Origin of the sequence: Geomonas subterranea, from assembly GCF_019063845.1 — a bacterium.
Lineage (GTDB): Bacteria > Desulfobacterota > Desulfuromonadia > Geobacterales > Geobacteraceae > Geomonas > Geomonas subterranea.
Window position 1 is genome coordinate 1393027 of record NZ_CP077683.1, and the last position, 26187, is coordinate 1419213.

The 26187-nt window shown below is 63.4% G+C and carries 19 protein-coding genes; 15 read left to right on the forward strand and 4 right to left on the reverse strand.

Translation table 11 applies throughout. The features are described 5' to 3' along the window. The first annotated feature begins 7 nt into the window (after positions 1–7). The 7 genes from KP001_RS06030 (at position 8) to KP001_RS06055 (ending at position 9610) form a co-directional block, all read left to right on the forward strand. Positions 8–1864, forward strand: a complete 1857-nt coding sequence (locus tag KP001_RS06030) for a HAMP domain-containing methyl-accepting chemotaxis protein (RefSeq protein WP_217288649.1) — start codon at positions 8–10, stop codon at positions 1862–1864. A gap of 36 nt (positions 1865–1900) precedes the next feature. Further along, positions 1901–2635 carry an Hpt domain-containing protein gene (locus KP001_RS21910; protein WP_239027913.1) on the forward strand — a complete coding sequence of 245 codons (735 nt, stop codon included), beginning with the start codon at positions 1901–1903 and terminating at the stop codon, positions 2633–2635. Positions 2636–2970: 335 nt separating this feature from the next. Continuing rightward, a complete protein-coding gene (locus tag KP001_RS21915) occupies positions 2971–4191 on the forward strand; it encodes a hybrid sensor histidine kinase/response regulator (protein ID WP_239027975.1) in 1221 nt (406 codons plus the stop codon). 11 nt (positions 4192–4202) lie between these two features. Further along, the gene (gene cheB / locus KP001_RS06040) at positions 4203–5261 is read left to right on the forward strand and encodes a chemotaxis-specific protein-glutamate methyltransferase CheB (protein ID WP_217288650.1); all 1059 of its coding nucleotides are present in this window, start codon (positions 4203–4205) and stop codon (positions 5259–5261) included. A 12-nt stretch (positions 5262–5273) separates the two neighbouring features. Beyond that, positions 5274–6632 carry a hybrid sensor histidine kinase/response regulator gene (locus tag KP001_RS06045; protein ID WP_217289564.1) on the forward strand — a complete coding sequence of 453 codons (1359 nt, stop codon included), beginning with the start codon at positions 5274–5276 and terminating at the stop codon, positions 6630–6632. A gap of 1 nt (position 6633) precedes the next feature. Then, complete coding sequence (locus KP001_RS06050) at positions 6634–8142, forward strand: sensor histidine kinase (protein ID WP_217288651.1); 1509 nt, start codon at positions 6634–6636, stop codon at positions 8140–8142. 43 nt (positions 8143–8185) lie between these two features. Further along, positions 8186–9610 (forward strand): sigma-54-dependent transcriptional regulator, encoded by a 1425-nt coding sequence (locus KP001_RS06055; RefSeq protein WP_217288652.1) that lies wholly within the window; start codon positions 8186–8188, stop codon positions 9608–9610. A gap of 312 nt (positions 9611–9922) precedes the next feature. On the opposite strand, the gene lhgO is transcribed toward KP001_RS06055, so the two are convergent. Further along, positions 9923–11131 carry an L-2-hydroxyglutarate oxidase gene (gene lhgO / locus KP001_RS06060; protein ID WP_217288653.1) on the reverse strand — a complete coding sequence of 403 codons (1209 nt, stop codon included), beginning with the start codon at positions 11129–11131 and terminating at the stop codon, positions 9923–9925. Between the two features lie 846 nt (positions 11132–11977). After that, positions 11978–12913 (reverse strand): 3'-5' exonuclease, encoded by a 936-nt coding sequence (locus KP001_RS06065; RefSeq protein WP_217288654.1) that lies wholly within the window; start codon positions 12911–12913, stop codon positions 11978–11980. Between the two features lie 181 nt (positions 12914–13094). On the opposite strand from KP001_RS06065, the gene KP001_RS06070 reads away from it, so the two are divergent. From KP001_RS06070 to KP001_RS06090, 5 genes are all read left to right on the forward strand, one after another. Next, the gene (locus KP001_RS06070; protein ID WP_217288655.1) at positions 13095–13919 is read left to right on the forward strand and encodes a HesA/MoeB/ThiF family protein; all 825 of its coding nucleotides are present in this window, start codon (positions 13095–13097) and stop codon (positions 13917–13919) included. A 500-nt stretch (positions 13920–14419) separates the two neighbouring features. Then, the gene (locus KP001_RS06075) at positions 14420–16189 is read left to right on the forward strand and encodes an aldehyde ferredoxin oxidoreductase family protein (protein ID WP_217288656.1); all 1770 of its coding nucleotides are present in this window, start codon (positions 14420–14422) and stop codon (positions 16187–16189) included. 11 nt (positions 16190–16200) lie between these two features. Further along, complete coding sequence (locus KP001_RS06080; RefSeq protein WP_217288657.1) at positions 16201–16719, forward strand: 4Fe-4S dicluster domain-containing protein; 519 nt, start codon at positions 16201–16203, stop codon at positions 16717–16719. A 73-nt stretch (positions 16720–16792) separates the two neighbouring features. After that, positions 16793–18151, forward strand: coding sequence for a putrescine aminotransferase (locus tag KP001_RS06085; protein WP_217288658.1), 1359 nt, complete (start codon positions 16793–16795; stop codon positions 18149–18151). A gap of 267 nt (positions 18152–18418) precedes the next feature. Next, the gene (locus KP001_RS06090; protein ID WP_217288659.1) at positions 18419–19258 is read left to right on the forward strand and encodes an EamA family transporter; all 840 of its coding nucleotides are present in this window, start codon (positions 18419–18421) and stop codon (positions 19256–19258) included. Positions 19259–19270: 12 nt separating this feature from the next. On the opposite strand, the gene KP001_RS06095 is transcribed toward KP001_RS06090, so the two are convergent. Both KP001_RS06095 and gabT read right to left on the reverse strand, forming a co-directional pair. Beyond that, the gene (locus KP001_RS06095; protein WP_217288660.1) at positions 19271–19495 is read right to left on the reverse strand and encodes a MoaD/ThiS family protein; all 225 of its coding nucleotides are present in this window, start codon (positions 19493–19495) and stop codon (positions 19271–19273) included. A gap of 58 nt (positions 19496–19553) precedes the next feature. Then, positions 19554–20855 (reverse strand): 4-aminobutyrate--2-oxoglutarate transaminase, encoded by a 1302-nt coding sequence (gabT, locus tag KP001_RS06100; protein WP_217288661.1) that lies wholly within the window; start codon positions 20853–20855, stop codon positions 19554–19556. Positions 20856–21354: 499 nt separating this feature from the next. Here gabT and KP001_RS06105 point away from each other — a divergent pair, with 499 nt between their 5' ends. From KP001_RS06105 to KP001_RS06115, 3 genes are all read left to right on the forward strand, one after another. After that, positions 21355–23136: a sigma 54-interacting transcriptional regulator gene (locus KP001_RS06105; protein WP_224962391.1), complete on the forward strand. Its 1782-nt coding sequence runs from the start codon at positions 21355–21357 to the stop codon at positions 23134–23136. A gap of 332 nt (positions 23137–23468) precedes the next feature. Then, entirely contained in the window at positions 23469–24269 is an 801-nt protein-coding gene (locus KP001_RS06110) for a hypothetical protein (protein WP_217288662.1), read from the forward strand. Positions 24270–24744: 475 nt separating this feature from the next. Next, on the forward strand, positions 24745–26103 hold the full coding sequence (locus KP001_RS06115) for a putrescine aminotransferase (RefSeq protein WP_217288663.1): 1359 nt from the start codon (positions 24745–24747) through the stop codon (positions 26101–26103). The last annotated feature ends 84 nt before the right edge of the window (positions 26104–26187 follow it).

Here is a 26187-nt window from a genome sequence, read left to right on the forward strand (position 1 = left end):
GGGTTCCATGCTGAACAACATGAAGATCCGTACCCGACTGGTTGCCGGCTTTTCCGTGCTGGTACTGTTCCTGATCCTGATCGGGGGGCTCTCCCTGAAAAACATCGCCGCCGAAGGCGACCTTCTGAGCGAGTTTTACGAGCACCCGTTCACCGTCACCAACGCCATCCACCAGGTGGACAGCAATATCGTGCGCATGCACCGCGACATGAAGGACGTCGTGCTCTACGCCCACGACTCGGCCGACCTGGAAAGCTCCCTCCTCGACATCGACAACTGCGAGCATACAGTCTACCAGCAGCTTGCAGTGGCCCGCGAAAAGTTCCTCGGCGAGAAGGGGAAGATCGACCAGATCAAGGAGTCCATGGACCAGTGGAAGGAGGTCCGGTCCCGGACGATCGCATTGGTGCGGCAGGGCAAGATAAATGAGGCCGTCGCGTTTCACAAGACCTACGCGCGCCGCACGGTTGCCAAGATCGACGCCCAGGTCAACGACGTACTCAAGTTCTCCTTTGGCAAAGCCCAGTCCTTCGCCCAGGAGTCCCGGCGCAACCAGAGTTCCACCTTCGCCATCACCGCCATCCTCGTCGCCCTCGCCGGCATTCTCGCCGCCGTCATCGCCTTCGCCATCACCGGGTCCATCACCACCCCGCTCAACGACGCCGTGCAGGCCGCAGAGCGACTGGCCCAGGGTGACGTCTCCGTGGAGATCGGCAGTGGTTCCGCCGACGAGCTGGGACAGCTTCTGAGGGCGATGGGCAAGGTGGTGCACGCCCTGCGCGGCGTCGGGGAGACCGCCAACCGGATCGCCCTGGGCGACCTGGACGTCGACGTGGTGCTTCTGTCCGAGCGCGACGTGTTCGGCTCCGCCTTGCGCAACATGGTGGCCTCGCTCAACAGCCTCGCCGAAAACGCCGACCGCATCGCTTCGGGGGATCTGACCATCGAGGTGCTCCCCGCCTCACCCAAGGATCGGCTGGGGAACTCGTTCCGGGTCATGACCTGCAACCTTAGGGAGCTCACCGAGGAGATCGCCCAAGTCGTCAACGTCCTCGCCGGGTCAGCCGCCGAGATCATGACCACCGTGAGCGAGCTCGCCTCCAGCTCGGCCCAGACCGCCACCTCCATCTCCGAGACCAACGCCACCGTGCAGGAGATCCGCCAGACCACCGACCTCACCTCCCAGAAGTCGCGCCAGGTGTACGAGGGCGCCCACCGCTCGGCCCAGATCGCCCGCACCGGAAGGGAATCCGTTAACAGCGCCATAGACGGCATGCAGGGGATCGACGAGCGCATGGGCTTCATCGCCGAGCGCATCGTCAACCTCTCCGAACAGAGCCAGGCCATAGGCGAGATCATCGCCACGGTCGCCGACCTCGCCGAGCAGTCAAACCTCCTGGCGGTGAACGCCGCCATCGAGGCGGCCAAGGCGGGGGAACACGGCAAGGGGTTCGCCGTCGTCGCGCAGGAGGTGAAGAACCTGGCCACCCAGTCCAAGCAGGCCACCTCCCAGGTCAGAAACATCATCGGCCAGATCCAGAAAGCGACCACGGCGGCGGTCCTCGCCACCGAACAGGGAAGCAAGGCGGTCGAGGCGGGCGTGAAACAGTCAAGCGAAGCCGGCGAGTCCATCCGACAGCTCGCCGCCAGCATCGAGGAATCCTCCAACGCCACCCTGCAGATCGTCACATCCACCCAGGAGCAGGCCATCGGCATGGACCAGATCGCCATCGCCATCCAGAGCATCAACCAGGCCAGCGACCAGAACGTCGAAGGGTCGCGCCAGATCGAGGCCGCCGCCCGCAACCTCTACGAGCTGAACCAGAAGCTGCAGCAGCTGGTCAGCGGCTACAAGGTGGCGTGATGACCAGGACCGCTGCAAACGTGGGGCCCTCGCGGCATGCTTGACAGCGACGCCCTGCTCAAAGAACTCCTGGCGACCTTCGAACTGGAGGCGCGGGAGCACCTCGGGGAACTCTCCTCCCTGCTCCTCTCGCTGGAGCGCGAGACGGAGGCGGCAGGACGCAACCCCCTGCTGGAGGCGATCTTCCGTCGCGTGCACACCCTGAAGGGGGCCGCGCACGCGGTGAACTTCCCGGACGTCGCCCTCGCGTGCCAGCGCCTCGAGGACGTGCTCGCCGGTCTCAAGCGTGGCGACCTCGCGCTCGGGCTGGAGCAGTTTGACTCGCTCCACGCCAGCGTCAACGCACTGAGCGACGGGCTGTTCCGGGGGCTGTCGGCTGCGGCGGCGCTGCCGGCGCCTTCCCCGGAAGAGTCCCCTCCCCTCCCCGCACCTCCCACCCGGGCGGTGCCGCACGAGGCGCCGGAGGTCACGGTCTCCCAGCGGCGGCAGGTGGCAACGCCTGTCCAGCCACGCCCCACCCCCCCTCCCCCGGCCCGGGTGCCGGGGGTAAACCTGCCGCGCCGCCCCCCGCGGCCACGCGCCCGCAGGGGGACGAGACGGTCCGTGTCTCGGCACGATTGCTGGAAGAGCTTCTCTTGCAGTCAGAAGAGCTGGTTTCCGCCAAGCTCTCCGCGTCGGCCCTCCACGAAGAGCTGGCGGCCGCCGCCGCCGAGCTCGCCCAGCGCCATGGTGAGCGCAGCCGCGCGCACGAGACCGCCCGACGCGGCGTGAAGGGAGCCGGGGGGCGGGAGGCCGCGCTCTGCGTCCTGCTGGAGCAGAGCTGCCACGCCGAGCGGCAACTGGAAGGGCGCCTGCGCCTCCTGGAAAAGAGCGCCGACAAGCACCTGAGGTCGCTGCAGTCCATGCTCGACCCTCTTCTCGAGGAGATGAAGAAGCTGCAGCTCCTTCCCGGCGCCACCGTCTGCGAACCGTTCGCGAAGCTCGTGCGGGATCTGTCACGCGAGTTGGGCAAGGAGGCGGATTTCACCTGTCTGGGGGGGGAGGTCGAACTCGACCGCCGCATCCTCGCCGAACTCAGGGAGCCGCTCCTGCACCTGGTACGGAACATGGTTGACCACGGCATAGAGGAGCCGCGGGAGCGAGAGGCCGCAGGGAAGCCTGCCAGGGGGTCCATCCGCGCCGAGATAAGGCTTCAGGATGCCAACCGCGCCGAGCTTATCCTCGAGGATGACGGCCGCGGCATCGACATCGACCGGGTGAAGGCTGCCGCTCTGCGGCTGGAGACGGCCCCGGCGGACCTTCTGGAGCGGATGTCCGACCACGACGCGCTGCAGCTCGTCTTCGAAAGCGGCCTCTCCACCAGCACGTCCGTCGGGAGCGTCTCCGGGCGGGGTGTCGGACTTGCCATCGTGCGCCAGTCGCTCGAGCGCCTCGGGGGGCACGTGACCGTCTCCAGCACGCCCGGCGCCGGGACCGCGTTCCGGCTCGTGTTTCCCCTCTCCTTCGCCCGGATGCGCGGGTTGCTGGTGCAGGTGAGCGGTCGTGACTGCGTGATTCCGGCCGCCAGCGTAGAGCTGAGCGCGAGGGTGGCGCCCGACGGGGTGAAGCGGGTGGAGAACCGCGACACGGTGCTCGTGAACGGCGAGCTGGTGGCGCTGGTTTCGCTGGGGCGGATCCTCGAGGTGCCACGCAGCGCGCCGGGACCGGAGCAGGGGCCCTGCTTCGTGGTGCTGCACGCCGGCGAGAAGAGGATCGCGTTCGCCGTGGACCAGGTGCTGGGGGTCCAGGAGATCCTGGTCAAGCCGCTGGGACGGCAGCTGTCGAGGGTCCGCAACGTGGCAGGTGCCACCATCCTCGGCAATGGGCGGGTGGTGCCTGTTCTCAACGTGGCCGACCTGTTCCGCTCGGCGCTCCTCGTTGATGCCCCAGCGCTCCCCTCCCCCACCCCCGTCGCGCAGGCGCGGCAAGTCTCGGTGCTCGTGGCCGAGGACTCCATCACCTCGCGCACGCTGTTGAAGAACATACTGGAATCGGCCGGCTACGATGTGCGCACCGCCGTGGACGGAATGGACGCGCTCTCCCAGCTCAGGGCCGGGTCCTGCGACGTGGTCGTCTCCGACATAGAAATGCCGCGCATGGACGGTTTCCAGCTCACCGCGGCGATACGCGCCGACGCGAAACTCTCGGCTCTTCCGGTAATCCTGGTGACCGGGCTCGAATCGCGCGGCGACCGGGAGCGGGGCATCGACGTAGGCGCCAGCGCCTACCTTGTGAAGAGCAGCTTCGATCAGGCCAACCTGATCGAGGTTATTCAAAAACTTAGCTGACGAGGAAGCATGTGATCAGAGTGCTGGTGGTTGAGGATTCCAAAACGGTGCAGCGCGCGCTGGTGGCCGCCTTCGAGGCCGATCCCGGGATCGAGGTGATCGCTACGGCGGAGACCGGCGAGGAGGCCGTCGAGGCCGCGAGGACCCTGCGCCCCGACCTGATAACCATGGACATCAACCTCCCCGGCATGGACGGCTTCGACGCCACCCGGGCCATCATGTCCAGCTGGCCCGTCCCCATCGTCATCGTCACCGGGAAGATGAACCCGAGGGATTCCGCCACACTGTTCCGGGTGATGGAGGCCGGAGCCCTCATGGTTCTCTCCAAGCCGGACCCGGTGGGGACGCCGGGGTACCAGGCCTCGGTGGACAACCTGGTCCGCCACCTGAAACTGATGGCCGAGATCAAGGTGGTGCGACGCACCTTCCCGTCCGGCAAGGTCCCCCCCCGCACCGACCGGCCGGTCCCCCTTCCCCCGGTGCATCCGGTCAAGGTGGTGGCGATCGGCGCCTCGACGGGAGGGCCGCCCCTCTTGCGCCAGATCCTCGCCGCGCTCCCCCCCCGCTTCCCCGCCGCGGTCGTGGTGGTGCAGCACATGGCGGTCGGTTTCACCGAGAATTTCGTGCACTGGCTGAACCGCAGCTCCACGCTCCCTGTAGAACTCGGCACCGACGGAGCGCAGTTGATCCCCGGCCAGGTCTACGTGGCGCCGGACAACTGCCACATGGAGGTGACCCCTTCCGGGAGGCTCCTCCTCACCGACGCCCCCCCGGAGTACGGGGTGCGCCCCTCGGTCTCGGCGCTGTTCCGGTCGGTGGCGCAAAGTTACGGCCGTCAGGCCATGGGGGTGCTCCTCACCGGCATGGGGAAGGATGGTGCGCTGGAGCTGAAGGCGATACGCGGGCGCGGCGGCATCACGGTCGCCCAGGACCGGGAAAGCTCCATGGTCTTCGGAATGCCGGGAGAGGCGATAGAGATCGACGCGGCCCAGCACGTACTGCCGCCGGTGGGGATTATCGAACTGTTACGCAGTGTGAACAGCAAGGGCGCGAGCGCCGTCTCAAGTTAAGGAACGAACGTGATGGAGATCGAAAACACGGCTGCTTTCACGCGGCACCACATACTGATCGTCGACGACAGCCCGACTCAGGCGAAACTATTGGAACAGATGCTGGCCGAACAGGGGTACCGGGTGCTGTGCGCCCGAAACGGCAGCGACGCGCTGGAGACGATCCGGTCCGCGCGCCCCGACCTGGTGATCAGCGACATCCTGATGCCGGAGATGGACGGCTTCGAGCTCTGCCGCAGGGTCCGGCAGATGCCGGAGGCGGGGCAGCTTCCGATCATCCTGCTCACCCACCTGAACGACCCGGCAGACGTCTTGCACAGCCTCGAGGTCGGCGCTGACTACTTCGTCTCCAAGCCCTACAGCCGCAAGCTCCTCCTCTCCCGTATCCGCGCGGTGCTCGAAGGGGAACGGCTGTGCCGCCAGGGGGAGGCCGAGGGTGAGGTGTCCGTTGGCTACCGCGGGAGACAGTACCGGGTCCACGCCGATTGCGCGCATACCCTGGAACTGCTTTTGGCGACCTACGAGATGGCCGCAGAAAAAAACCAGGAACTCCTCGGGGCGCAGGCCCTTCTCTCCAAACTGAACCGTGAACTGGAGCAGCGGGTTCTGGAGCGCACGGCGGCGCTCACCCAGGAGACGGCGGAGCGCCTGCAGGCGCTGGAGGAGCTGCGCAAGAAGGACGAAGTGCTCATGCAGCAAAGCCGGCAGGCCGCCATGGGGGAGATGATCGGCAACATCGCACACCAGTGGCGCCAGCCCCTCAACGCCGTCGGGCTCCTGGTCCAGGACCTGACCCTCTCCTACGAGTACGGCAACTTCACCCGGGAGTACCTCGAGTCCAGCACCGGCAAGATCATGCAGATGATCCGGCACATGTCCCAGACCATCGACGACTTCCGGAACTTCTTCACACCGGACAAGGAAAAGACCGAGTTTCACCTGGAGAAGGTGCTGCGGCGCACCCTGGCGCTGGTAGACGGCAGCCTCAACGACAAGGGGATAATCATAGAGCTGGAGGCGGGTGAGGTCCCCCCCGTGACCGGCCACCCCAACGAGTTTTCACAGGTTCTTTTGAACATCATCAACAACGCCATGGACGCCTTCTGCGAGAGGAAGGTACGGGCGCCACGGGTGAAGGTTACCCTTTCCAGCCACGACAAGAAGGCCGTGGTCACCATCGCCGACAACGCGGGGGGGATCCCCGACGGAGTCATCGGCCGCATCTTCGAGCCCTACTTCACCACCAAGGAGCAGGGCAAGGGGACCGGCATCGGCCTCTTCATGGCCAAGAACATCGTGGAAAAGAGCATGAACGGCTCCCTGACCGTCCGCAACACAGGGGAAGGCGCCGAGTTCAGGATAGAGGTTTGACATGACGACTGCGGCACCAGGTAGCGGATTCAAGTTGTTATACGTCGAGGACGACGACATCACCCGGCAGACGGTGCTCACCCTTTTGGAGCGGCGTTTCCCTGGGCTTGCCATCCAGGCGGCCCACAACGGAAAGGAGGCGATGGAGCTCTACGGCACCTTCGCACCCGACCTCATAGTCACTGACATCAAGATGCCGGTGATGAGCGGGATCGAGATGGCGCGCCGGCTCCTGGAGCGCAAGCCTTCCCTGCCGGTCATCGTCACCAGCGCACACAGCGACATGGAGTTCCTGCTGGAATCGATAGAGCTGGGTATCGCGCGCTACGTGCTGAAACCGATCGACAGCGGCAAGCTTTTCGCCTCGATCGACGCCTGTCTCACCACCTTGTCACTGGAGCGGGAGCTGCAGGAACAGCAGGCGTTCGTGCGCAAGCTGTCGCGCGCCGTGCAGCAAAGCCCGACCTCCATCGTCATCACCGATCCCCAGGGGATTGTCGAATACGTGAACCCGAAGTTCCGCGCATTCACCGGAGCCGCCGAACCTGAACCGCTGGGGCGCCCACTGGCCGCGCTCCTTCCAAACGGAGAGGAAATCTGGGCCCGCGTCAAGGCCGGCGGCACCTGGCACGGCGAGGTGGAAGGAGTGGGGAGGGACGGCCTCCCCTTTTACCAGTCGAGCTCGGTATCGCCGGTAATGGACGAGAGCGGCGCGATCGCCAACTTCGTTGCGGTCCAGGAGGACATCACGGAGCGGGTGCGCAACGAGCGGGAAATTGAACAGTTGAACCTGAGCCTCTCCGCCCGCGCCGAGGAACTGGAGATCGCCAACCGCGACCTTGAAGGTTTCAGCTACACCGTCTCCCACGACCTGCGCACGCCGCTCACCAATATCAACGGCTACTGCCAGGTCATCCTGGAGCTCTACGGCGCGACGCTCGAGGAGGGGTGCAAGGAGTTCATCAACGTCATCCTCAACGAGACCATCAGCATGAACCAGCTGATCAGGACCCTCCTGGAGTTCTCCCGGGTCACCCGCGCCGAAATGGCGAAATCCCCGGTAAACCTGAGCGAGATGGCGACGCTTATCGCGGCGGCGCGGCAGCTTGCCGCCCCCGGGCGCAAGATCTGCTTCACCATAGAGCCGGACCTGGACGCCTACGGCGACCCGGACCTCTTGAAGGTGGTACTGGAAAACCTCATTTCCAACGCATGCAAGTATTCCGGCAAAAGGGAGCAGGCAGTCATCGAATTCCGCCGCATGGAGCGCGACGGGGAAGCGGTGTACCTGGTGCGGGACAACGGGGCGGGGTTCGACATGTCGCAGGCGGACCGGCTCTTCAGCCCGTTCCAGCGTCTCCATTCCGAACGCGAGTTCAACGGCTTCGGCGTGGGACTGGCGACGGTCCAGCGCATCATACAGCGCCACGGCGGGCGCGTGTGGGCCGAGGGCGAGGTCGACCAAGGGGCGTGCTTCTACTTCACCCTTCCCGGGCCGCAGCCAAAGTGACGGCGGTCATGGGAGTTTCTACTGTTAGCGGGAGGTTTCAGCGGTGAAAGCAATAAACAAGCATTCGCAACGGATTTTACTGGTCGACGACGAGGTATTGATCCTGGAGGGGTGCCGCGCCTGCCTCAGCAACGCCGGCTGGAGTGACGTCATCGTCGAAAGCGACAGCCGCCTGGTGTTGCCGCTACTTGAGAGGGAAGAGGTCGACGTCATCGTGCTCGATTTGCGCATGCCCAACATCACCGGGCTGGAGCTGCTGCCGCAGATCGTGAAGCAGCACCCGGAAATCAAGGTCATCGTCGCCACGGCCAGCAACGAGGTAGAGACGGTGGTGAACTGCATGAAGGAAGGCGCCTTCGACTACATGGTGAAGCCGATCGACGTAAAACGGCTGCTTACCTCGGTGAAAAAGGCGCTGGAAATGCGCAGCCTCGCCAAGGAGCTCACCGCGCTGAAAAACTACATGTTCACCGACCGCCTGGACCACCCGGAGGCCTTCGCGGGGATCGTCACCGGCAACAAGGCGATGCGCGCGGTGTTCCAGTACCTGGAAGTCATCGCCGGGACCAGGCAGCCGGTCACCATCACCGGCGAGACCGGCACCGGAAAGGAGCTGATCGCCCGCGCCATCCACGACCTGAGCGGCTGCAGCGGCGACTACGTCGCCCTGAACGTGGCGGGCCTTGACGACAACATGTTCTCCGACACCCTGTTCGGCCACCGCAAGGGGGCCTTTACCGGCGCCGACCAGGCGAGGGACGGGCTGATCACGCGCGCCGCTGGGGGGACGCTCTTTCTCGACGAGATCGGGGACCTGAACGAGATGTCGCAGATCAAACTGCTCAGGCTTTTGCAGGAACAGGAGTATTACCCGGTGGGGTCCGACTTCGTCAAGAAGAGCGACGCCCGCATCGTGCTGGCCACCAACCGTAACCTTCAGGAGATGATCAAGCAGGGAAAGTTCAGAAACGATCTATACTACCGGCTGTGCGGGCACCGGGTGCACCTCCCTCCCCTGCGCGAACGGCGCGACGACATCCCGCTCCTTCTGGACCACTTCCTGGAAAAGGTGTCCGCGCGCCTGGGCAAGAAGAAGCCGACCCCGCCCCCCGAGCTGGCGGTGATGCTCACGCTGTACCCGTTTCCGGGCAATATCCGCGAGATGGAGGCCCTGGTTTCGGACGCCGTCCTGCGGCACACGTCCGGCGTGCTCTCCATGGAAACGTTCCGGGAGGTGATCGGGAACGAGCGCCCCGCCTCCAACGGCGCCGCAGCGGCCGGCCAGGCCGGTGACGAAAACCCGCTCTGCGGCATCTTCGGACATTTTCCGACCATCGACGAAGTCGAGCAGTACATGATAAACGAGGCGATGAAGATGGCGAAAGGGAACCAGGGACTGGCCGGCAAGATCCTCGGCATGGGGCGTCAGACCCTCAACAAGCGTCTCAAGACCCAGCCCTCATCCTAAAGGGCGACGCGAACAGAGTCTGAAGCGGGCAGAACCTGACAGGGGCTCACATGGGCAGAGCCTGACGCGCGCGGAACGCGACACGAGCAGAGCCTGACAAGAGCATCAACAACAAAACCGCCTGGAGCAGCTTGCCCCGGCGGTTTTTCATATCATCCCTCCCGTGAGGGATTTCCCCCTCTCCCCCTGGGAGAGGGTGCCCGCAGGGCGGGTGAGGGCCTTGCCACGAAGAGAGACCCTTGCCGAAGCGCGCCCTCGCCCCCCTCTCTCCCCGCAAAGAGGTAAGCAGTCAGGAGAGCTGGCGGTGTTCCCTCAGCTTCCTGCGTTGAAGTGTTTCGCCACGATCCCCTGGGCGAGGTCCATAGACGAGGTGAATGCGGGAGAAATGGGGTTGAGCACGTGCAGCGTCGCCCCATCGGCCACCACCAGGAAGTCCATCACCAGCTGTTTCGTGTCCCAGTCCACGAGTTGCGGCCGGATTCCCACCTTGGAGGCCGCAACCACGTCCCCGGGCTTGAGTTCCTTGACCAGCCGGGCGGCGTCCTTGAAGAAAACGGAGGGGATGTATTTGGCGGGCTCGGTGAGCGCCACGTTGCGGAAGGACTTGTTGGTCAGAAAGAGCACCAGGTCCTGGAACGCGATGGAGAAGGCCTCGGAATCGATCCCCTTGACGATGCCGTAGTTCTCCCTTCCGAAAGCGGGAATCGCCGTAGGCCCTAGGTAGACGTCGCCGTGCACGCTGCGGGTGAAATGGACGCCGAGAAACGGATTGCGGATGTCCGGGACCGGATAGATGCTGGAATTGACCGTGTAGGGGGCGTCTTTTTTGAGGAGCCGGTACACCCCCTTGAAGGGGATCAGGCGGTAGTTTTCTCCGACCCCGAAGAACCCCGCCACCTTGTTGCAGTACGCCCCCGCCGCGTTGACGAACCTGTTGAAGCGGATCTCCCCCTTGGTCGTGAGAGCCACCCCGCTTCCCTTGAGGCCGGTCATGCGGCACCCCATGACGAAGGTCACCCTGCCGCTCTCTTCGAGGTCCTTTTTCAGGCTCTTCAGCACCGCCTTCGGGTCGACCACGGCGGTGTAGTGGGAGAAGAGCGCCCGTTCCACGGTGCGGGCATTGGGCTCTATGGACGCGAGCTGATGTTGGTCGATCATGTCCACCTTGGCGCCGTTGGCGGTAGCGCGGCGGAACAGTTCGTCCAGCACCGGCAGTTCCGCCTGCGTGCGGGTCACGATCACCTTGCCGTTTTCCAGAAGTGGCAGCCCCTTCTCCTTGCAGTAGGCGCGCATCAGGAAGTTTCCGTTCAGGCAGGACTTTGCCTTGAGGCTGTCCGGCGAATAGTAGATCCCTGCGTGCAGCACGCCGGAGTTGCGGCCCGAGGCGTGCACCCCAAGCTCCGCCTCCTTCTCGATGATCACGATGTCGCCGTGCCCGGTCCTCACCAGTTCCCGCGCGATGGTAAGACCGATGATGCCAGCCCCGACGATCAGTATCTCCGCCTTGGTGTCGATGCTCATAGTGCCTCCGGATCTGCGGACTGGCTCCGCAGGTGCCTGTCCCTCTTAAAACCGAAAATCATTTGTAACGCAAAGCCGCAAAGACGCAAAGAAACGACAGGGGCCTTGCTTGCCCTAAAAGGTTTTCTTAGCGTCTTAGCGTCTTTGCGTTAAAAAATAGGTTTTACGGTGTTGTAGTTCTTATTGCCATTGCACGACGATTAGTGTCAGCATCTCGATGCTCGTATCAGAGACCTTTTTGTCACTTTAAAAACCGAAAATCATTTGTAACGCAAAGCCGCAAAGACGCAAAGAAACGACTGGATCCTTGCTTGTCCTAAAAAGGTTTTCTTAGCGTCTTTGCGTCTTTGCGTTAAAAATAAGTTTTACGGTGTTGTAGTTCTTATTGTCATTGCACGACGATTAGTGTCAGCATCTCGATGCTCGTATCAGAGACCTTTTTGTCACTTTAAAAACCGAAAAACATTTGTAACGCAAAGCCGCAAAGACGCAAAGAAACGACTGGATCCTTGCTTGTCCTAAAAAGGTTTTCTTAGCGTCTTTGCGTCTTTGCGTTAAAAATAGGGTTTACGGTGTTGTAGTTCTTATTGTCATTGCACGACGATTAGTGTCAGCATCTCGATGCTCGTATCAGAGACCTTTTTGTCACTTTAAAAACCGAAAAACATTTGTAACGCAAAGCCGCAAAGACGCAAAGAAACGACTGGATCCTTGCTTGTCCTAAAAAGGTTTTCTTAGCGTCTTTGCGCCTTTGCGTTAAAAAATAGGGTTTTACGGCTTCTAGCCTGTTTTTGTATCTCTTATTGCCATTCCACCTTGGTGTCTTTGCGTTGAAAGGCTTGGCCGCTATTCACGTACCGAGAACCTTGCATAGGCGTCGCAACGCATGATCTGCACCGCACCGGTGTTGCCGCGGGGATAGATCTCCCGCGCCAGGTAGGCAAGCTCCTCCGACTCCACGTCCGCGGGGACGTCGCGCCACCAGGCCTTGCTTCCCCCCTGCGACCCGTCACTCCAGCGGTACCCCCTCTCCTTGAGGACGTCCTTCTTGTCGAACGGAGCGGACACCGCGAAGATGCGGGAGGTCACTTCGTGGGCGCGTTTCAAGAGCGCCTGAAAGATCGATGCGCCGCTCACCGGCAGGCGCTCAAGCAACAGCCCCAGCACCCCCTCGGCGTCGTCCAGGGCGCGATGCGCGTTGATGGTGAGGGCGCCGGTCTTGAACAGGAGGAACTCCAGGGTGCGCGAAGAGAGGCGTTCGGCGCTCCAGTCGATCTGGCAGACGGTACAGGCCCAGGGGAGTTTCACGAAGGCGGGAAAGCGGGTCTCCACGAACTTGCGGTCAAAGGCGGCGTTGTGCGCGATGACCAGGTCGGATTTCTCCGCCAGGGCGTTGACAAAGGCATCGTCGAAGGCCTGGCCACGCACCATGTCGTCGGAGATGCCGGTTATCTCCTGTACCTCGGGAGGGATGGCGAAGCCGGGATCCTCGAAACCGGAATAGCGGTCGGTGATGCGGAAGATCTCGCCGCTGTCGGCGTCGAACTCGAAGGCAACGATTCCCAGTTCGATGACCTTGTCCTGCTTGTGATTCAAACCGGTGGTCTCCGTGTCGAGGCAAAGAGCGACCTTGGCGTGACCAGGGCCGGGGCGACCGAGCCTCGCATCGCGCGCCAGGTTCAAACGGCGCAACACCTGGAAATCCCCTGTGGAATGAAGGGCCGCAATGGCGACTTCTATCTCCAGCGGGTTCATCGGGCCCCCTTTTTGCTTCACAGCCATGTCGTCACCTTGTGCCTTTGGGTATGCACCGGGAAAAGATTGCGGCTGGCAGGCCATCCCGGTAGTCGGGCACGATATCACAGACTTAGCATGACAGGCAACAGTGAGCATTCAGGGGTGGAGAAAAACCGCCAGCCATGGTGCGCCGGGGGCGGCCCCGCTGCATGCAAAGGATAAACGAATGGACGAACTGAACAACTTTCTGGAGGCACACACGGAGATGGGGCTGATCGGCTGGGTGCACCAGGCCGAGGCGGCGCGCCGATTTGGCATCACCGTACATCAGGCGGAACGCGCCATCCTTGAGATGGGCCTGCTCCCGGCGCGTTACCAGCGTAACTGTGGCACCGCGTCCGTCGAGGGGCAGCTCGTACTGCACGGCAGCCGGGTCGCTGTGATAGGATGCGGCGGGCTGGGAGGCTACGTGGTGGAGCAACTGGCGCGGCTGGGAGTCGGCACTATCGTTGCCGTCGATCCCGATGTCTTCGAGGAACATAACCTCAACCGGCAGCTCCTCAGCAGCATCGAGGGGCTTGGGGCACCAAAAGCCGCGGCCGCCGCGCAGCGCGTCGCGGCGATAAACCCCGCGGTAACCGTCGTGCCGGTGCAGGACGCATTTTGCCCGGAGAACGCAAGCGTGCTTCTAGCCGGAAGCCGGGTGGCCGTTGACGCCCTCGACAGCGTGCAGACCCGGCTGGAACTGGCGGACGCCTGCAACAGATTACAGCTTCCACTGGTCCACGGCGCCATCGCCGGCTGGTACGGCCAGGTCGCCACGCAACTGCCGGGACACGCAACGGTTCGTCATATCTACAGCTCCTGGACCTCAGGTGCCGGGGTGGAGCGCGAACTGGGTAATCCCTCATTCACCCCCGCTGCCGTTGCCGGCGTCCAGACGGCCGAGGTGTGCAAACTGCTGCTCGGCCTGGAGCACCCCCTCTCGGGACGCAAGCTGCTGCTTGACCTGCTGCACATGGACATGGACCACTTCACCCTCCCCGCCTAGCCTTACCCCGCGCCGCAGACCGGATGTGCCGATGCATCCTTGATGCAGCGCCGCATCCGGTCTGCGGCGCCACAGCACTTCATTCGACGGCGCATGTCGACCGAATTCCCTCTGAAAACCCACGCCGTGAGCGGCGGGACTTCCATCCTGCCGCCCCCCCGGCCTCCCATGCCGCCGTGCGGGCAGGATGCGCGTCTGCATCACCCGATTCCGGCAAGGTAAGCGGAGCGGAGGGCGCGCCGTGGGCGCCCAAACAGCCGCTCCCCCCCTGACGCCCCTTCCAGGATGGTAAAACGCACGGTCCTACGCCGTGTTACACGCCTAACCACCGGGACCGGGCGCACGCTCCTCCGCCTATCCTTCAGCGGCGAAGAAGCGTGGCACAACCTGTGCTACCAGCAGGGCGCCGACGAAAGGGGCGCAGTCGCACGGATTCAGCTTCGGATCCGACAGCGCCCCCCCGATGCATCCAATCTTCGAGAGACGAATACGGGGTGAATATGAATCTTTACATGGGAAAGATGCTGGTGGTAGATCTAAGCGCTGAGTCGGTTACGACTGAGCCGTTGCGAGCCGAGTGGCTCCGTGAGTACTGGGGTGCGTGGGGGCTGGCGCTAGCCTACTACACCGATGCAGTCTCGCCCGAGGTCGATCCCCTCGCGCCGGAAAACGCCGTGGTCATCATGACCGCCCCCCTGTGCGGGACCCTGGTGCCGCTCGCCTCCCGCATGTGCCTGGTCTCCAAGTCGCCGCACACCGGGACCATTTTTGAGTCAAACGTGGGGGGATCCTTCGGCCCCGAGCTGAAGTACGCCGGTTACGACGGCATCATCATCAAGGGACGCGCCAGCTCCCCCGTCTTCCTGAAGATAGACGATGACCGGGTCAGCATCGAGTGCGCCGAGCACATGGCGGGCCAGGGGATCTTCGAGACCGAGAAACTGATGGAGGCGGCCATGGGCGCCCACGGCGCCAAGACCCTCGCCATCGGACCGGCCGCCGAGAACCTGATCACCTACAGCATGATCGGCTCCGAGTCCTACCGCCAGTTCGGCCGCGGCGGGACCGGCGCCCTCTTCGGGAGCAAGAACCTGAAAGGCATCGTCTGCCGCGGCACCGGCGGCGTCCGGGTTGCCGACATGGCCAGGTTCCTGGAGCGCACCGACCACTACACGAAGAACGACCTCCTTTGCGACGACAACCTCTGGGCCAAGACCGACGGCACCCCCATCCTGGTGGAGGTAACCAACGAAATGGGGATCCATCCCACCCGCAACTACACCAAGGGCTTCAACGGCAGGAAAGACCGGCTGAACTCCGACGCCATCCAGGCCGCCAAGCTCGGCAACCGCGCCTGCGCCTCCTGTCCCATGGCCTGCGGCAAGTTCACCCGCGTCAACTCGGCCGAGATCGAAGGGCCTGAGTACGAGACGCTCTGCCTGGGAGGATCCAACTGCGAGGTGCACGACCTCGAGGCGGTGATCCGCTTCAACCGCCTGTGCGACGACCTGGGACTCGACACCATGACCTGCGGCAGCACCATAAGCCTCGCCATGGAGATGACCGAGAACGGCGTCCACGACTTCAAGCTCCGCTTCGGGCAGGTGGACGAGTACCTCAAGGTCGTCTACGAGATCGCCACCCTCTCCACCGAGCGCGGCCGCGACCTGGCCAAAGGGGCGAAGCACCTGGCCGCCAAGTACGGCGCGGAAGACCTCAGCATGGAGGTGAAAGGGCTCGAGATGCCCGCCTACGAGCCGCGCGGCAACTTCGGCATGGGGATCGCCTACGCCACGAGCGAGCGTGGCGCCTGCCACCTGCGCGCGTTCCCCATCTTCGCCACCGATCCGCACGACATCGACGCGCTGGTCTCCGACGTGGTCGATGCGCAGAACGCCAACTCGATCAAGTGGTCGCTCGGCTTCTGCGACTTCTGGGGCACGATCAACACGACCATCGAGGCGGACCTCATGTCGGCAGGGCTGGGCGAGGCGGTGAGCGCCGAGGAACTGGACCAGGCCGGCGAGCGGATCTGGACCCTGAGCCGGCTCTTCAACCTGGCGGCCGGCTTCACGGCGGCGGACGATACGCTGCCCAAGAAGATCATGGAGCGCCCGCTTGAGGCGGGGCGCCACGAAGGGCGCGTTTTCAGCCGTCCCGACCTCGCCCGGGCCATTCAGTCCTACTACCAGCTGCGCGACTGGAGCGCCAAGGGGATCCCGTCGTCTCGCAAGCTGGCCGCCCTCGGCCTCGACAAAAAGACCTTATAGGAGACCTGACCTTGAAAAAAGAACTCTTCGCCAACCCGGACCTCTGCACCGGCTGCAACAGGTGCACCATCGCCTGCTCCGCAAAGAATGAAGGCGTCTTTCAACCAAGCAAGGCCAGGCTGCGCGTCACCAACTTCCCGCTGCGCGGCTTCTCGGTGCCGAACGTCTGCTTCCAGTGCCCCAAGGCCAACTGCCTGGAAGCCTGCCCCAACGACGCGATGTTTCGCGGGGCGGACGGGGTGGTCCGCCTGAACCGCGATCTCTGTTCCGGGTGCGGCAACTGCGTGAACGCCTGCCCCTACGGCATGGTCGAGCAAAACGCCAAGGGGATCCCCTACAAGTGCGACCTGTGTGACGGCGATCCCGCATGCGTCAAGGAGTGCCATGCGGAGGCACTGGTGCACGCCGCCGGGGACGCCGCACTGTTCCAGCTCAAGGCGGCGCAGATGAAAACGAGGCCCCAGTCGGGCACACCGCTCGAGAAGCGGCACAAGGTCGCCCAAACGATAAAAAGAAATTCCAGAGGCTAATCCTGCGGCGCGGAATGCAGTATCAAGCGCTCTACACCAGATGCTTCACCCGAAGCGACAAGGAGATTCAATAATGATGAGAGATGTAGCGTATGCGAAAAGCGAAGCCCAGAGGATGCTGAACCTGCTCATGACCCCGGAGCACGAGGTTCCTGCGGCCGAGCGCGAGAAGATCGAGCAGGAGACCGTGGAGAACTTCGTCAACCACATCAACAAGGGGTGGCTCAAGTACAGAAAATCGATGACCGAGGCCGGCGACTACGCCTCCGTCGAGTGGACCGGACAGGGCTCCATCCTCACCGACACCCGCGGCCGCGAGTTCATCGACATCCTGGGCGGCTTCGGCCTCTACTCAGCCGGGATCAGGCATCCCAAGATCGTCGCCGCCGCCAAGGCCCAGCTCGACCGCAGCCCCCAGTACAGCCAGGAGATGCTCGACCCGCTGCGCGCCCACCTGGGCAAGGTGCTCGCCCACCTGCTCCCCGGCGACATCCAGTACGGCTTCTTCATCAACTCCGGCACCGAGGCGGTGGACGGCGCCATGAAGCTCGCCAAGCTCTACACCGGCAAGGCAGGCTTCATCTCCACCGAGCGCGCCTTCCACGGCAAGACCCTTGGGCCGCTGACCCTCATGGGCAAGGCGATGTACCGCGAGCCGCTTCTGCCGCTTCTGGGCAACGTGCGCCACGTTCCTTACGGCGACGCCGCGGCGGTCGAGAAGGCAATCGTGTCTGCGCACCAGGTGGGTGACGGCATCGCCGCCATGATTGCCGAGCCGATCCAGGGCGAGGCCGGCGCCATCATCCCGCCGGACGATTACTGGCCGAAACTGCGCGAGATCTGCGACAAGTACGGCGTGCTCCTGATCGCCGACGAGGTGCAGACCGGTCTCGGGCGCACCGGCACCCTCTTCGGGGTGGACCACTGGAACGTGACCCCGGACATCATCTGCCTGGGCAAGGCCCTGGGGGGGGGCGTCATCCCCTGCTCCGGCTTCTTTGCCAGCAAGAAGGTGTGGGAATGCATGGAGCCGAACCCCTTCATGCACTCCACCACCACCGGCGGCAACCCGATCGCCTGCGCCGCGGCTTTGGCCTACATCAACGTGATGCTGGAAGAGGATCTGCCGCGCCAGGCGCGCGAGAAAGGGGAGTACATCGTCTCGAAGCTGGAGGGTCTGAAGGCGAAGTACCCGCAGGTCCTGAAAGAAGTGCGCGGCAAGGGGCTCCTGATCGGCATGGACTTCCCGACCGACGAGATGGGTTGGCAGGTCGCCTCCGGCATGTTCACCCGCCGCGTGCTGACCGCCGGCACCTTCATAAACGCGAAGAGCATCAGGATCGAGCCCGCCCTGACCATCGGCTACGACCTCATCGACGAGATGCTGGTCAGGCTCGAAGACGTCTTCAAGAGCATCGCCGGCAAGGCCTAGCCGATCCCTTGGGGGGACGAGGCTCCAGCGTCCTCGTCTCCCCGAAGATTTCTCGAACAACCGGTGCAGCCGGCGCTGTAGCCGACGCAACGATGCGCTGCCACTCGCGTCGCCCCCTTTGCGAAGGGGGGACAGGGGGGATTTGCATTCCATGACAAAACAATGAGAAGGGGGGTGTCGCTCACGCGCGCCCCCCTTCTTCGGTAACAGCGCAGCACCGGCCGTTTACCGCAACCACTTAAACCTCTGCCTTAAAGGTGAACCACCATGCTTTCCGTACTCTTCGGCCTCGCGACCGCCTTCTGCTGGGGAACCTGCGACTTCATAGGCGGGACCAGCAGTCGCCGCACCGGCGCCTTCTTCATGACCCTCGCAACCATCGCCTCAGGCCTCGCCATGCTGATCCCGGTTGCCTTGATGGTGCGGGAGACGCCGCCGACTGCAGCGGGATGGGCGCTCAACATGATTGCCGGCGGCTTCGACGCCCTTGGGATCCTCCTGCTGTACCGGTCCATGAAGCTCGGAAGGCTGAGCCTCGCAGCCCCCCTTTCCGCGCTCACAGCCGCCACCATTCCGGTCATCGTGGGGATGGCGACCCAGGGCGTTCCGGACCGGAAGGTGGTCCTCGGCCTGGCGCTGGTACTGGCCTCGGTCTGGTTGTTATGCCGCGAGCAGTCGGAGGGGCCGGCGGAGCCCCTAAGGCCCGTTCACGTCTGGCTACCGCTACTTTCCGGGAGCTGCCTTGGGCTCTTCCTGGTCCTCATGCATAGCGCGAGCAGCGGAGCCGTGCTCTGGCCGATGGTTGCGGTCCGCTGCGGCGGCGTCCTGGTGCTGCTGCTGTTTCTGGCTGCGGGCAGACAGGGGGGAGGCGACTGGGGCGCACTCCCCTGGAGAATGGTCCTCCTCAACGCCTTTCTTGACGTTTGCGGCAACGGATTTTATATCATGGCCGGGCATTCGGGACGGATGGACGTGGCCGCGGTGCTCAGTTCGCTGTTTCCGGGGGCCACCGTTTTTCTGGCCTGGCTGATTCTCAAGGAGAGGGTTTCCATGGTGCAGTTAGGGGGGGTCGCGACGGCGCTGGCAGCAATCGCGCTATTGACCTGAGGGGTCTAGGCATCATCCGCCGGAGACCAGCGGGAACAGTGCCAGGGTGTCGCCGTCCTTCAGCACGTGGTCGAGCGTCGCCGGCGCGCCGTTTATGAGGACCACGCCGGGGCCCGGATCGGCGAATTTCAGTTCGGCGATGCCGGTCCGTACCGAGGTTCCCGGGGCGTACTCGCGTACGGAGACCTTGAACCTGCCGATGCGGTAGTGGGCAAAAAGCTTTACGGTTACCTTCATGAGCGCTCCGGATGCTAAAGTGCAGCCGGCGGGAAAACCCCGCCGGCTGCGGTTCAAGCTACCCCCTCAACTCCTGCAGGGACTCCTCCATGATGGACATGCCGCGCTCGAGCTCGGCGTCGGTGATTACCAGCGGCATCAGGGTCCTGATCACGTTGCCGTGGTTGCCGCAGGAAAGAACCACCAGCCCTTTCTGGTAGCAGAGGTTGACCAGCTTTTTCGCCTCCGCCGCTGCCGGCTCCTTGCTCTCCCGGTCGCGCACCAGCTCCAGCGCCAGCATCGGCCCCTTGCCGCGCACCTCGCCGATGATCTCGTGGCGCTTTTGCATCTCGTCGAAGCGGGCGCGCATCTTGACGCCGAGTTCCTCGGCGCGCGCAAGCAGGCCGTCCTCGGTGAATATCTCCAGTACCGCCCGCGCCGCGGCCAACGCGATGGGATTCCCTCCGTAGGTCCCTCCGAGCCCACCTACGTGCGGCGCGCTCATTACCTCTGACTTCCCGGTTACGGCGGAGATCGGGAGTCCCCCTCCCAGGCTCTTGGCGGTGGTGACCAGGTCGGGGACCACATCCCAGTGATCGATGGCAAACAGCTTGCCGGTGCGCCCCATACCGGTCTGCACCTCGTCGATGATCAGCATGATCCCGTGTTTGTCGCAGATCTCGCGCAGCCTGGGGAAGTATTCGGGCGGCGGCGTGACGAAGCCACCCTCCCCCTGGATCGGCTCAGCGATGACGGCGGCAGTCTTCTCTGCGGCGACGTGGCTTATGAAGAATTCCTCCAGGTGCTCGGCACAAGCCGTGTTGCAACTGGGGTGCTTGAGCCCGAACGGGCAGCGGTAGCAGTAAGCGAAGGGCATCCGGTAGATTTCCGGCGCGAACGGGCCGAAACCTAGTTTGTACGGCTTCACCTTGCTGGTGAGGGTCATGGTGAGGTTGGTCCGTCCGTGAAAGCCGTTCTCGAAGGCGATCACCGAGGGGCGTCCGGTGGCGTGGCGCGCGATCTTGATGGCGTTCTCCACCGCCTCCGCGCCGGAGTTGAGGAAGATGGTCATCTTGTCCCCGTCGCCCGGCGCCAGCCCGTTCAACCTCGCCGCGAGGTCGATGTACAGGTCGTAGGGAACGATGTGGAAGCAGGTGTGCAGGAACTTTTCGGCTTGGTCCTTCACGGCGGCGACGACCTTCGGATGGCAGTGCCCGACGTTGGCGACGCCGATCCCACCGGCGAAGTCGATCAGCTCGCGACCTTCCGTATCCACGATAATGGCACCGCGGGCCTCCTTGACGAAGGACGGGGACAAGATGCTCACACCGGGCGGTACATGCTTGTTGCGCAACGCTTGCGACACTTCTGTGGTTCTCATCGATTCTGGCTCCTTTGACTGAAGTAGATTGCATGCGCGCCCGGTGCATGCGGCCGGGCACCAGGTAACCTGCGTTATCAAGGAACGTACCAAACATCTGCCGCCTCTTTTCACCCCTGCTTTTCCCCTTTTTCCCCCACCTTGCGTCGCATGGCCCATCCCCTCCCCTGCCAACTCTCCCATTAGCCGGCACCGGGTGATGCCCCGCTGCATCCCGGATGCGAATCCGCATCACCCCCGGCATCACGGTGAGCATCCTCTCAGGCTGCCCCAGAGGTTCAAGGGAGGAAAACCGGGGGCTCGACGAACGGGCCGACTCCCCCTCCAGCGTGGTCCGACGCAGCAAGTGTGCACTATTCTCACCCGGAGCCTTCCCCGTATACGGAATAGGCGCGGATCGTGAATATATCGGGGCGCGGCATTCCTTCTTGCATTTTTGATGCAGCTATGCATTTATTGGCACACCACGGCATCTAAACCGCCGTGGCAGGAGATCCAGATGACCATCATGGCCGATTTCGTGGGCGAAAACGCCCCGACCCCCGAGCAGACCCACCAGGACGCTTTTAATGCAGCGCAGTACAACGCCATGGGCGACGGCATCATCTCGGTAGACACATCCGGAACCGTGCTCCTGTCGGACCGGGTGAGCCGGGTGAGCCTCGACATCTACCCCGGGAGTTCGCTGAGCGGTCAGTACCCGTCGCTTTGGGGCAAGGTGGTCGAAACCATGCGCGACCGCAGGCCGCGCTTCGAGCTGTCGGTCCAGAGGGGCGAAACGAGCTTTTTGGTTACGGTGAGCCCGGTCATGGTCGACGACGAGGTCTCCGGCGCCATCTGCGTCTTCGTGGAGAACACCGATCTCGAAATCATGACCAGGCAGTTGCGCTCGTTCCGGGAACTGACCAAGGAACTGGCGGCCATCATCGACTCCTCTTCCGAAGGGCTCTGGGTCTTCGACGGCTACGGCGTGGTGCTGCGCATCAACCCGGCCGCCGAGCGCAACAACCGGGTCAAGAAGGAAGTGGTGGTCGGCCTGACCGCGCGCGAACTGATCGAGCAGGGGTACATGGAGCGCTCGCCTGCCCTGGAGGTGCTCGGGTCGAAGTGCGTGGTCAACATGCTGGTCAACGAGGGGAACAGGAAGCTGATCGTCACCGGCACGCCGGTTTTCGGCGACGAGGGGGGCATCATCAGGGTGGTGGTCTCGGAGCGGGACATCACCGAGATCGACAAGCTGCAGCGAGAGCTGGAGGACCAGGAGGCCATCAAGGGGCAGTTCTGGCACCACATGCTGGAGCAGCAGCAGGCCGAACTCGCCTCCCAGACCATCATCGCCAAGAGCCCGCGCATGATCACCGCCCTGCGCCAGGCGGTCAAGGTGAGCTCCGCCGACTCGACCGTGCTGATCCATGGCGAATCCGGCGTCGGCAAGGGGCTCTTTGCCGACCTGATCCACAAGAATTCGAGCCGCAGCGCCAAGCCCATCATCAAGCTCAACTGCGGCGCCATCCCGGAATCCCTCATCGAGTCCGAACTCTTCGGGCACGAGCGCGGTGCCTTCACCGGCGCCCAGACGGCCAAGCCCGGCTACCTCGAACTCGCAGACAACGGCATCCTCTTCCTGGACGAGATCGCCGAACTCCCGCTGGCGTCCCAGGTGAAGCTTTTGCGCTTTCTCGAGGACGGGCGGGTGACCAGGCTCGGCGGCACCACCGGTCGGACCGTCGACGTGCGCATCATCGCCGCCACCCACCGGGACCTGGAGAAGATGGTGGTGGAAAAGACCTTCCGCCTCGACCTCTACTACCGCCTCAACGTGATCCCGCTCTACATCCCCGCGCTGCGCGAACGCCAGGAATGCCTGTTGCCGCTCATCCGCCACTACATCGACTATTTCAGCCAGAAGGTCGGCAAGCAGAAGCGGCTGGCGCGCGCCGCCCTCGACGCCCTGCTCGCCTACGGCTATCCCGGCAACGTGCGGGAACTGATGAACCTGTGCGAGCGGCTGGTGGTCATGTCCGAGACCGAGGTGATCGACCTGCAGGACCTCCCCAAGCAGCTTTTCGGCAACGTCGAGGAAAAGCCCCTGTCGCAGTCCGAGCAGACCCTGCCGGTGTGGCCCGGGGACATGACACTGGAGCAGATCCTGGAAAGCGTGGAACGCTCCCTGTTGAGCGACGCCATGAAGGAGCACGGCAACCAGTACCGGATCGCGGAGTCACTGGGGATCAACCAGTCCACCGTGGCCCGCAAGCTCAAGAAGTACGGCATTTCCTAGCTCCCCACCGCCCTCTTCCCCACCGTGGCGGATGCCTCGCCGCATCCATGATTCCAATATGCATCAAACGGGGGTTGTTGACAGTCGTCTCGCCCCCTCGCCCGCCACCACGCAACGCCCACCGCCCCCCCTCTCGCACGCCTAACGCCTCCAAATCACCACTCAGACGACATTTTTTCCGGATTCCCCGGGTCACAGGCGCGGATCGCCGCGCTCCGTATACGCATCTGGCACACCTCGTGCTGATCATCCCGCCCAACAGTCTTTCATTAGTAATTTGCAGATGCAGGGCAGTCATAAAAAACTGTTGCACTTACCCAAAGGAGGAAGAAATGAGCAAAAGCGGTTTATTGGCAGCAGCGTTGGTACTCATGTTAGGCTCGGCGGTAATGGCGGCGGACGGCGATCCGCACGCGAAGGGGGAGGCGCCGGCCCTTCCGCCCGGGCCCAAGGTGAACGGCGACGTGTATATCGGGGTCATGAACAAATACCTGTTCCGCGGCAACCAGCTGAACGCCAACAGCTCCTTCGTCACCCAGGGGGGGATGGATCTTACCTACAACTCCTTCACCTTCAGCTACTGGTTCAACAACCAGAACCGCGCCAACGGGTATGCCAAGGCGAAGACCACCGAGAACGACGCCATCATCAACTACGCGCTCCCCGAGCTTTTGAAGGACGTCACCATCAACGTGGGTGCCCAGTACTTCTCGCTCGACGCAGCCGAGGATACCGCCGAGTTCTACGCGCGGGCGACCTACAACACCCTGCTCAACCCGACGCTTGGGATCTACTGGGACTTCCTGGAGGCGCGCAACGACGGTCTCTTCTATACCGCCTCGGTCTCCCAACCCGTCCCCATTATCCAGGACAAGCTGACCCTTAACCTGGGGGCACTCGTCTCCTACAACCAGCACAACCCCAGTGCCGCCTACACCGACCTAGATTCCCGCAGCGGTATCTACAGCGACTGGCACAACTACGAGCTTTCCGCCACCCTCGACTACAAGGTGTTGGACAACGTGACCGTCACCCCCTCCTACACCTTTTCCGACAACCTGAGCAGCAACGCCAAAGACGTCGGCATCGGCGCGAAGAACTGCTACGGCATCAAGGCCATGCTCTCCTTCTAAGCCGCTCCCCAATCCCGCAGGGGGTACTCCCCCCCCTGCCCTCACCTATCCCTGCCCTCACCTATCCCTGCCCTCACCTATCCCTGCCCTCACCTATCCCTGCCCTCACCTATCCCTGCCCTCACCTATCCCTGCCCTCACCTATCCCTGTCGACACCCCGGATGCAAACCCGCAGCTAAGATGCGGGAATGCATCTACCGCTCCCCCCATGGGCACCCGTCCATACCCCAACCGCAGCGCCACCAGGAACTCCGTAAAAAAAATTACTCTATCCGTGCCACCTCATTTCGCCCTCCGCGTATACAAAATGTGGTTTTATATCAGCCGTATACCCAAAAACCTTCAAGCTCCCCGGCAGTTGCATGCCACCATCCCGCCCCACTCCGGGACGAAACTCGTTTCGACGTGGCATGTCACGTGCAAAATTAGAATGCGATATCAGATCGCATTCTGCAGCTCAAAGGAGATTCAGTGATGATGAGAGACGTAGCGTACGCACAAAGCGAAGCCCAGAGGATGCTGAACCTGCTCCTGACCCCGGAGCACGAGGTTCCTGCGGCCGAGCGCGAGAAGATCGAGCAGGAGACCGTGGAGAATTTCGTCAACCACATCAACAAGGGGTGGCTCAAGTACAGAAAATCGATGACCGAGGCCGGCGACTACGCCTCCGTCGAGTGGACCGGACAGGGCTCCATCCTCACCGACACCCGCGGCCGCGAGTTCATCGACATCCTGGGCGGCTTCGGCCTCTACTCCGCCGGGATCAGGCATCCCAAGATCGTCGCCGCCGCTAAGGCCCAGCTCGACCGCAGCCCCCAGTACAGCCAGGAGATGCTCGACCCGCTGCGCGCCCACCTGGGCAAGGTGCTCGCCCACCTGCTCCCCGGCGACATCCAGTACGGCTTCTTCATCAACTCCGGCACCGAGGCGGTGGACGGCGCCATGAAGCTCGCCAAGCTCTACACCGGCAAGGCAGGCTTCATCTCCACCGAGCGCGCCTTCCACGGCAAGACCCTTGGGCCGCTGACCCTCATGGGCAAGGCGATGTACCGCGAGCCGCTTCTGCCGCTTCTGGGCAACGTGCGCCACGTTCCTTACGGCGACGCCGCGGCGGTCGAGAGGGCAATCGTGTCGGCACACCAGGTGGGTGACGGCATCGCCGCCATGATTGCCGAGCCGATCCAGGGCGAGGCCGGCGCCATCATCCCGCCGGACGATTACTGGCCGAAACTGCGCGAGATCTGCGACAAGTACGGCGTGCTCCTGATCGCCGACGAGGTGCAGACCGGTCTCGGGCGCACCGGCACCCTCTTCGGGGTGGACCACTGGAACGTGACCCCGGACATCATCTGCCTGGGCAAGGCCCTGGGGGGCGGCGTCATCCCCTGCTCCGGCTTCTTTGCCAGCAAGAAGGTGTGGGAATGCATGGAGCCGAACCCCTTCATGCACTCCACCACCACCGGCGGCAACCCGATCGCCTGCGCCGCGGCTTTGGCCTACATCAACGTGATGCTGGAAGAGGATCTGCCGCGCCAGGCGCGCGAGAAAGGGGAGTACATCGTCTCGAAGCTGGAGGGTCTGAAGGCGAAGTACCCGCAGGTCCTGAAAGAAGTGCGCGGCAAGGGGCTCCTGATCGGCATGGATTTCCCGACCGACGAGATGGGTTGGCAGGTCGCCTCCGGCATGTTCACCCGCCGCGTCCTGACCGCCGGCACCTTCATCAACGCGAAGAGCATCAGGATCGAGCCCGCCCTGACCATCGGCTACGACCTCATCGACGAGATGCTGGTCAGGCTCGAAGACGTCTTCAAGAGCATCGCCAAGGAGCAATGATCAACTGCCGCGGCCGGGAGCTTCCCGCCGCGGTTTTTTTATAGGCAGAAGATACGGTAAATGTTATTTAATCCCATTGAACGG

Bases quoted from the DNA above. Each gene is read 5' to 3' on its own strand.
- KP001_RS06065 (WP_217288654.1), bottom strand. From the start codon at position 12,913: ATGGCTGTGAAGCAAAAAGGGGGCCCGATGAACCCGCTGGAGATAGAA.
- KP001_RS21910 (WP_239027913.1), top strand. From the start codon at position 1,901: ATGCTTGACAGCGACGCCCTGCTCAAAGAACTCCTGGCGACCTTCGAA.
- KP001_RS06075 (WP_217288656.1), top strand. From the start codon at position 14,420: ATGAATCTTTACATGGGAAAGATGCTGGTGGTAGATCTAAGCGCTGAG.
- KP001_RS06095 (WP_217288660.1), bottom strand. From the start codon at position 19,495: ATGAAGGTAACCGTAAAGCTTTTTGCCCACTACCGCATCGGCAGGTTC.
- KP001_RS06070 (WP_217288655.1), top strand. From the start codon at position 13,095: ATGGACGAACTGAACAACTTTCTGGAGGCACACACGGAGATGGGGCTG.
- lhgO (WP_217288653.1), bottom strand. From the start codon at position 11,131: ATGAGCATCGACACCAAGGCGGAGATACTGATCGTCGGGGCTGGCATC.
- KP001_RS06115 (WP_217288663.1), top strand. From the start codon at position 24,745: ATGATGAGAGACGTAGCGTACGCACAAAGCGAAGCCCAGAGGATGCTG.
- KP001_RS06030 (WP_217288649.1), top strand. From the start codon at position 8: ATGCTGAACAACATGAAGATCCGTACCCGACTGGTTGCCGGCTTTTCC.
- KP001_RS06085 (WP_217288658.1), top strand. From the start codon at position 16,793: ATGATGAGAGATGTAGCGTATGCGAAAAGCGAAGCCCAGAGGATGCTG.
- KP001_RS06110 (WP_217288662.1), top strand. From the start codon at position 23,469: ATGAGCAAAAGCGGTTTATTGGCAGCAGCGTTGGTACTCATGTTAGGC.
- KP001_RS06045 (WP_217289564.1), top strand. From the start codon at position 5,274: ATGGAGATCGAAAACACGGCTGCTTTCACGCGGCACCACATACTGATC.
- KP001_RS06105 (WP_224962391.1), top strand. From the start codon at position 21,355: ATGACCATCATGGCCGATTTCGTGGGCGAAAACGCCCCGACCCCCGAG.
- gabT (WP_217288661.1), bottom strand. From the start codon at position 20,855: ATGAGAACCACAGAAGTGTCGCAAGCGTTGCGCAACAAGCATGTACCG.
- KP001_RS06090 (WP_217288659.1), top strand. From the start codon at position 18,419: ATGCTTTCCGTACTCTTCGGCCTCGCGACCGCCTTCTGCTGGGGAACC.
- KP001_RS06050 (WP_217288651.1), top strand. From the start codon at position 6,634: ATGACGACTGCGGCACCAGGTAGCGGATTCAAGTTGTTATACGTCGAG.
- KP001_RS21915 (WP_239027975.1), top strand. From the start codon at position 2,971: ATGGTTGACCACGGCATAGAGGAGCCGCGGGAGCGAGAGGCCGCAGGG.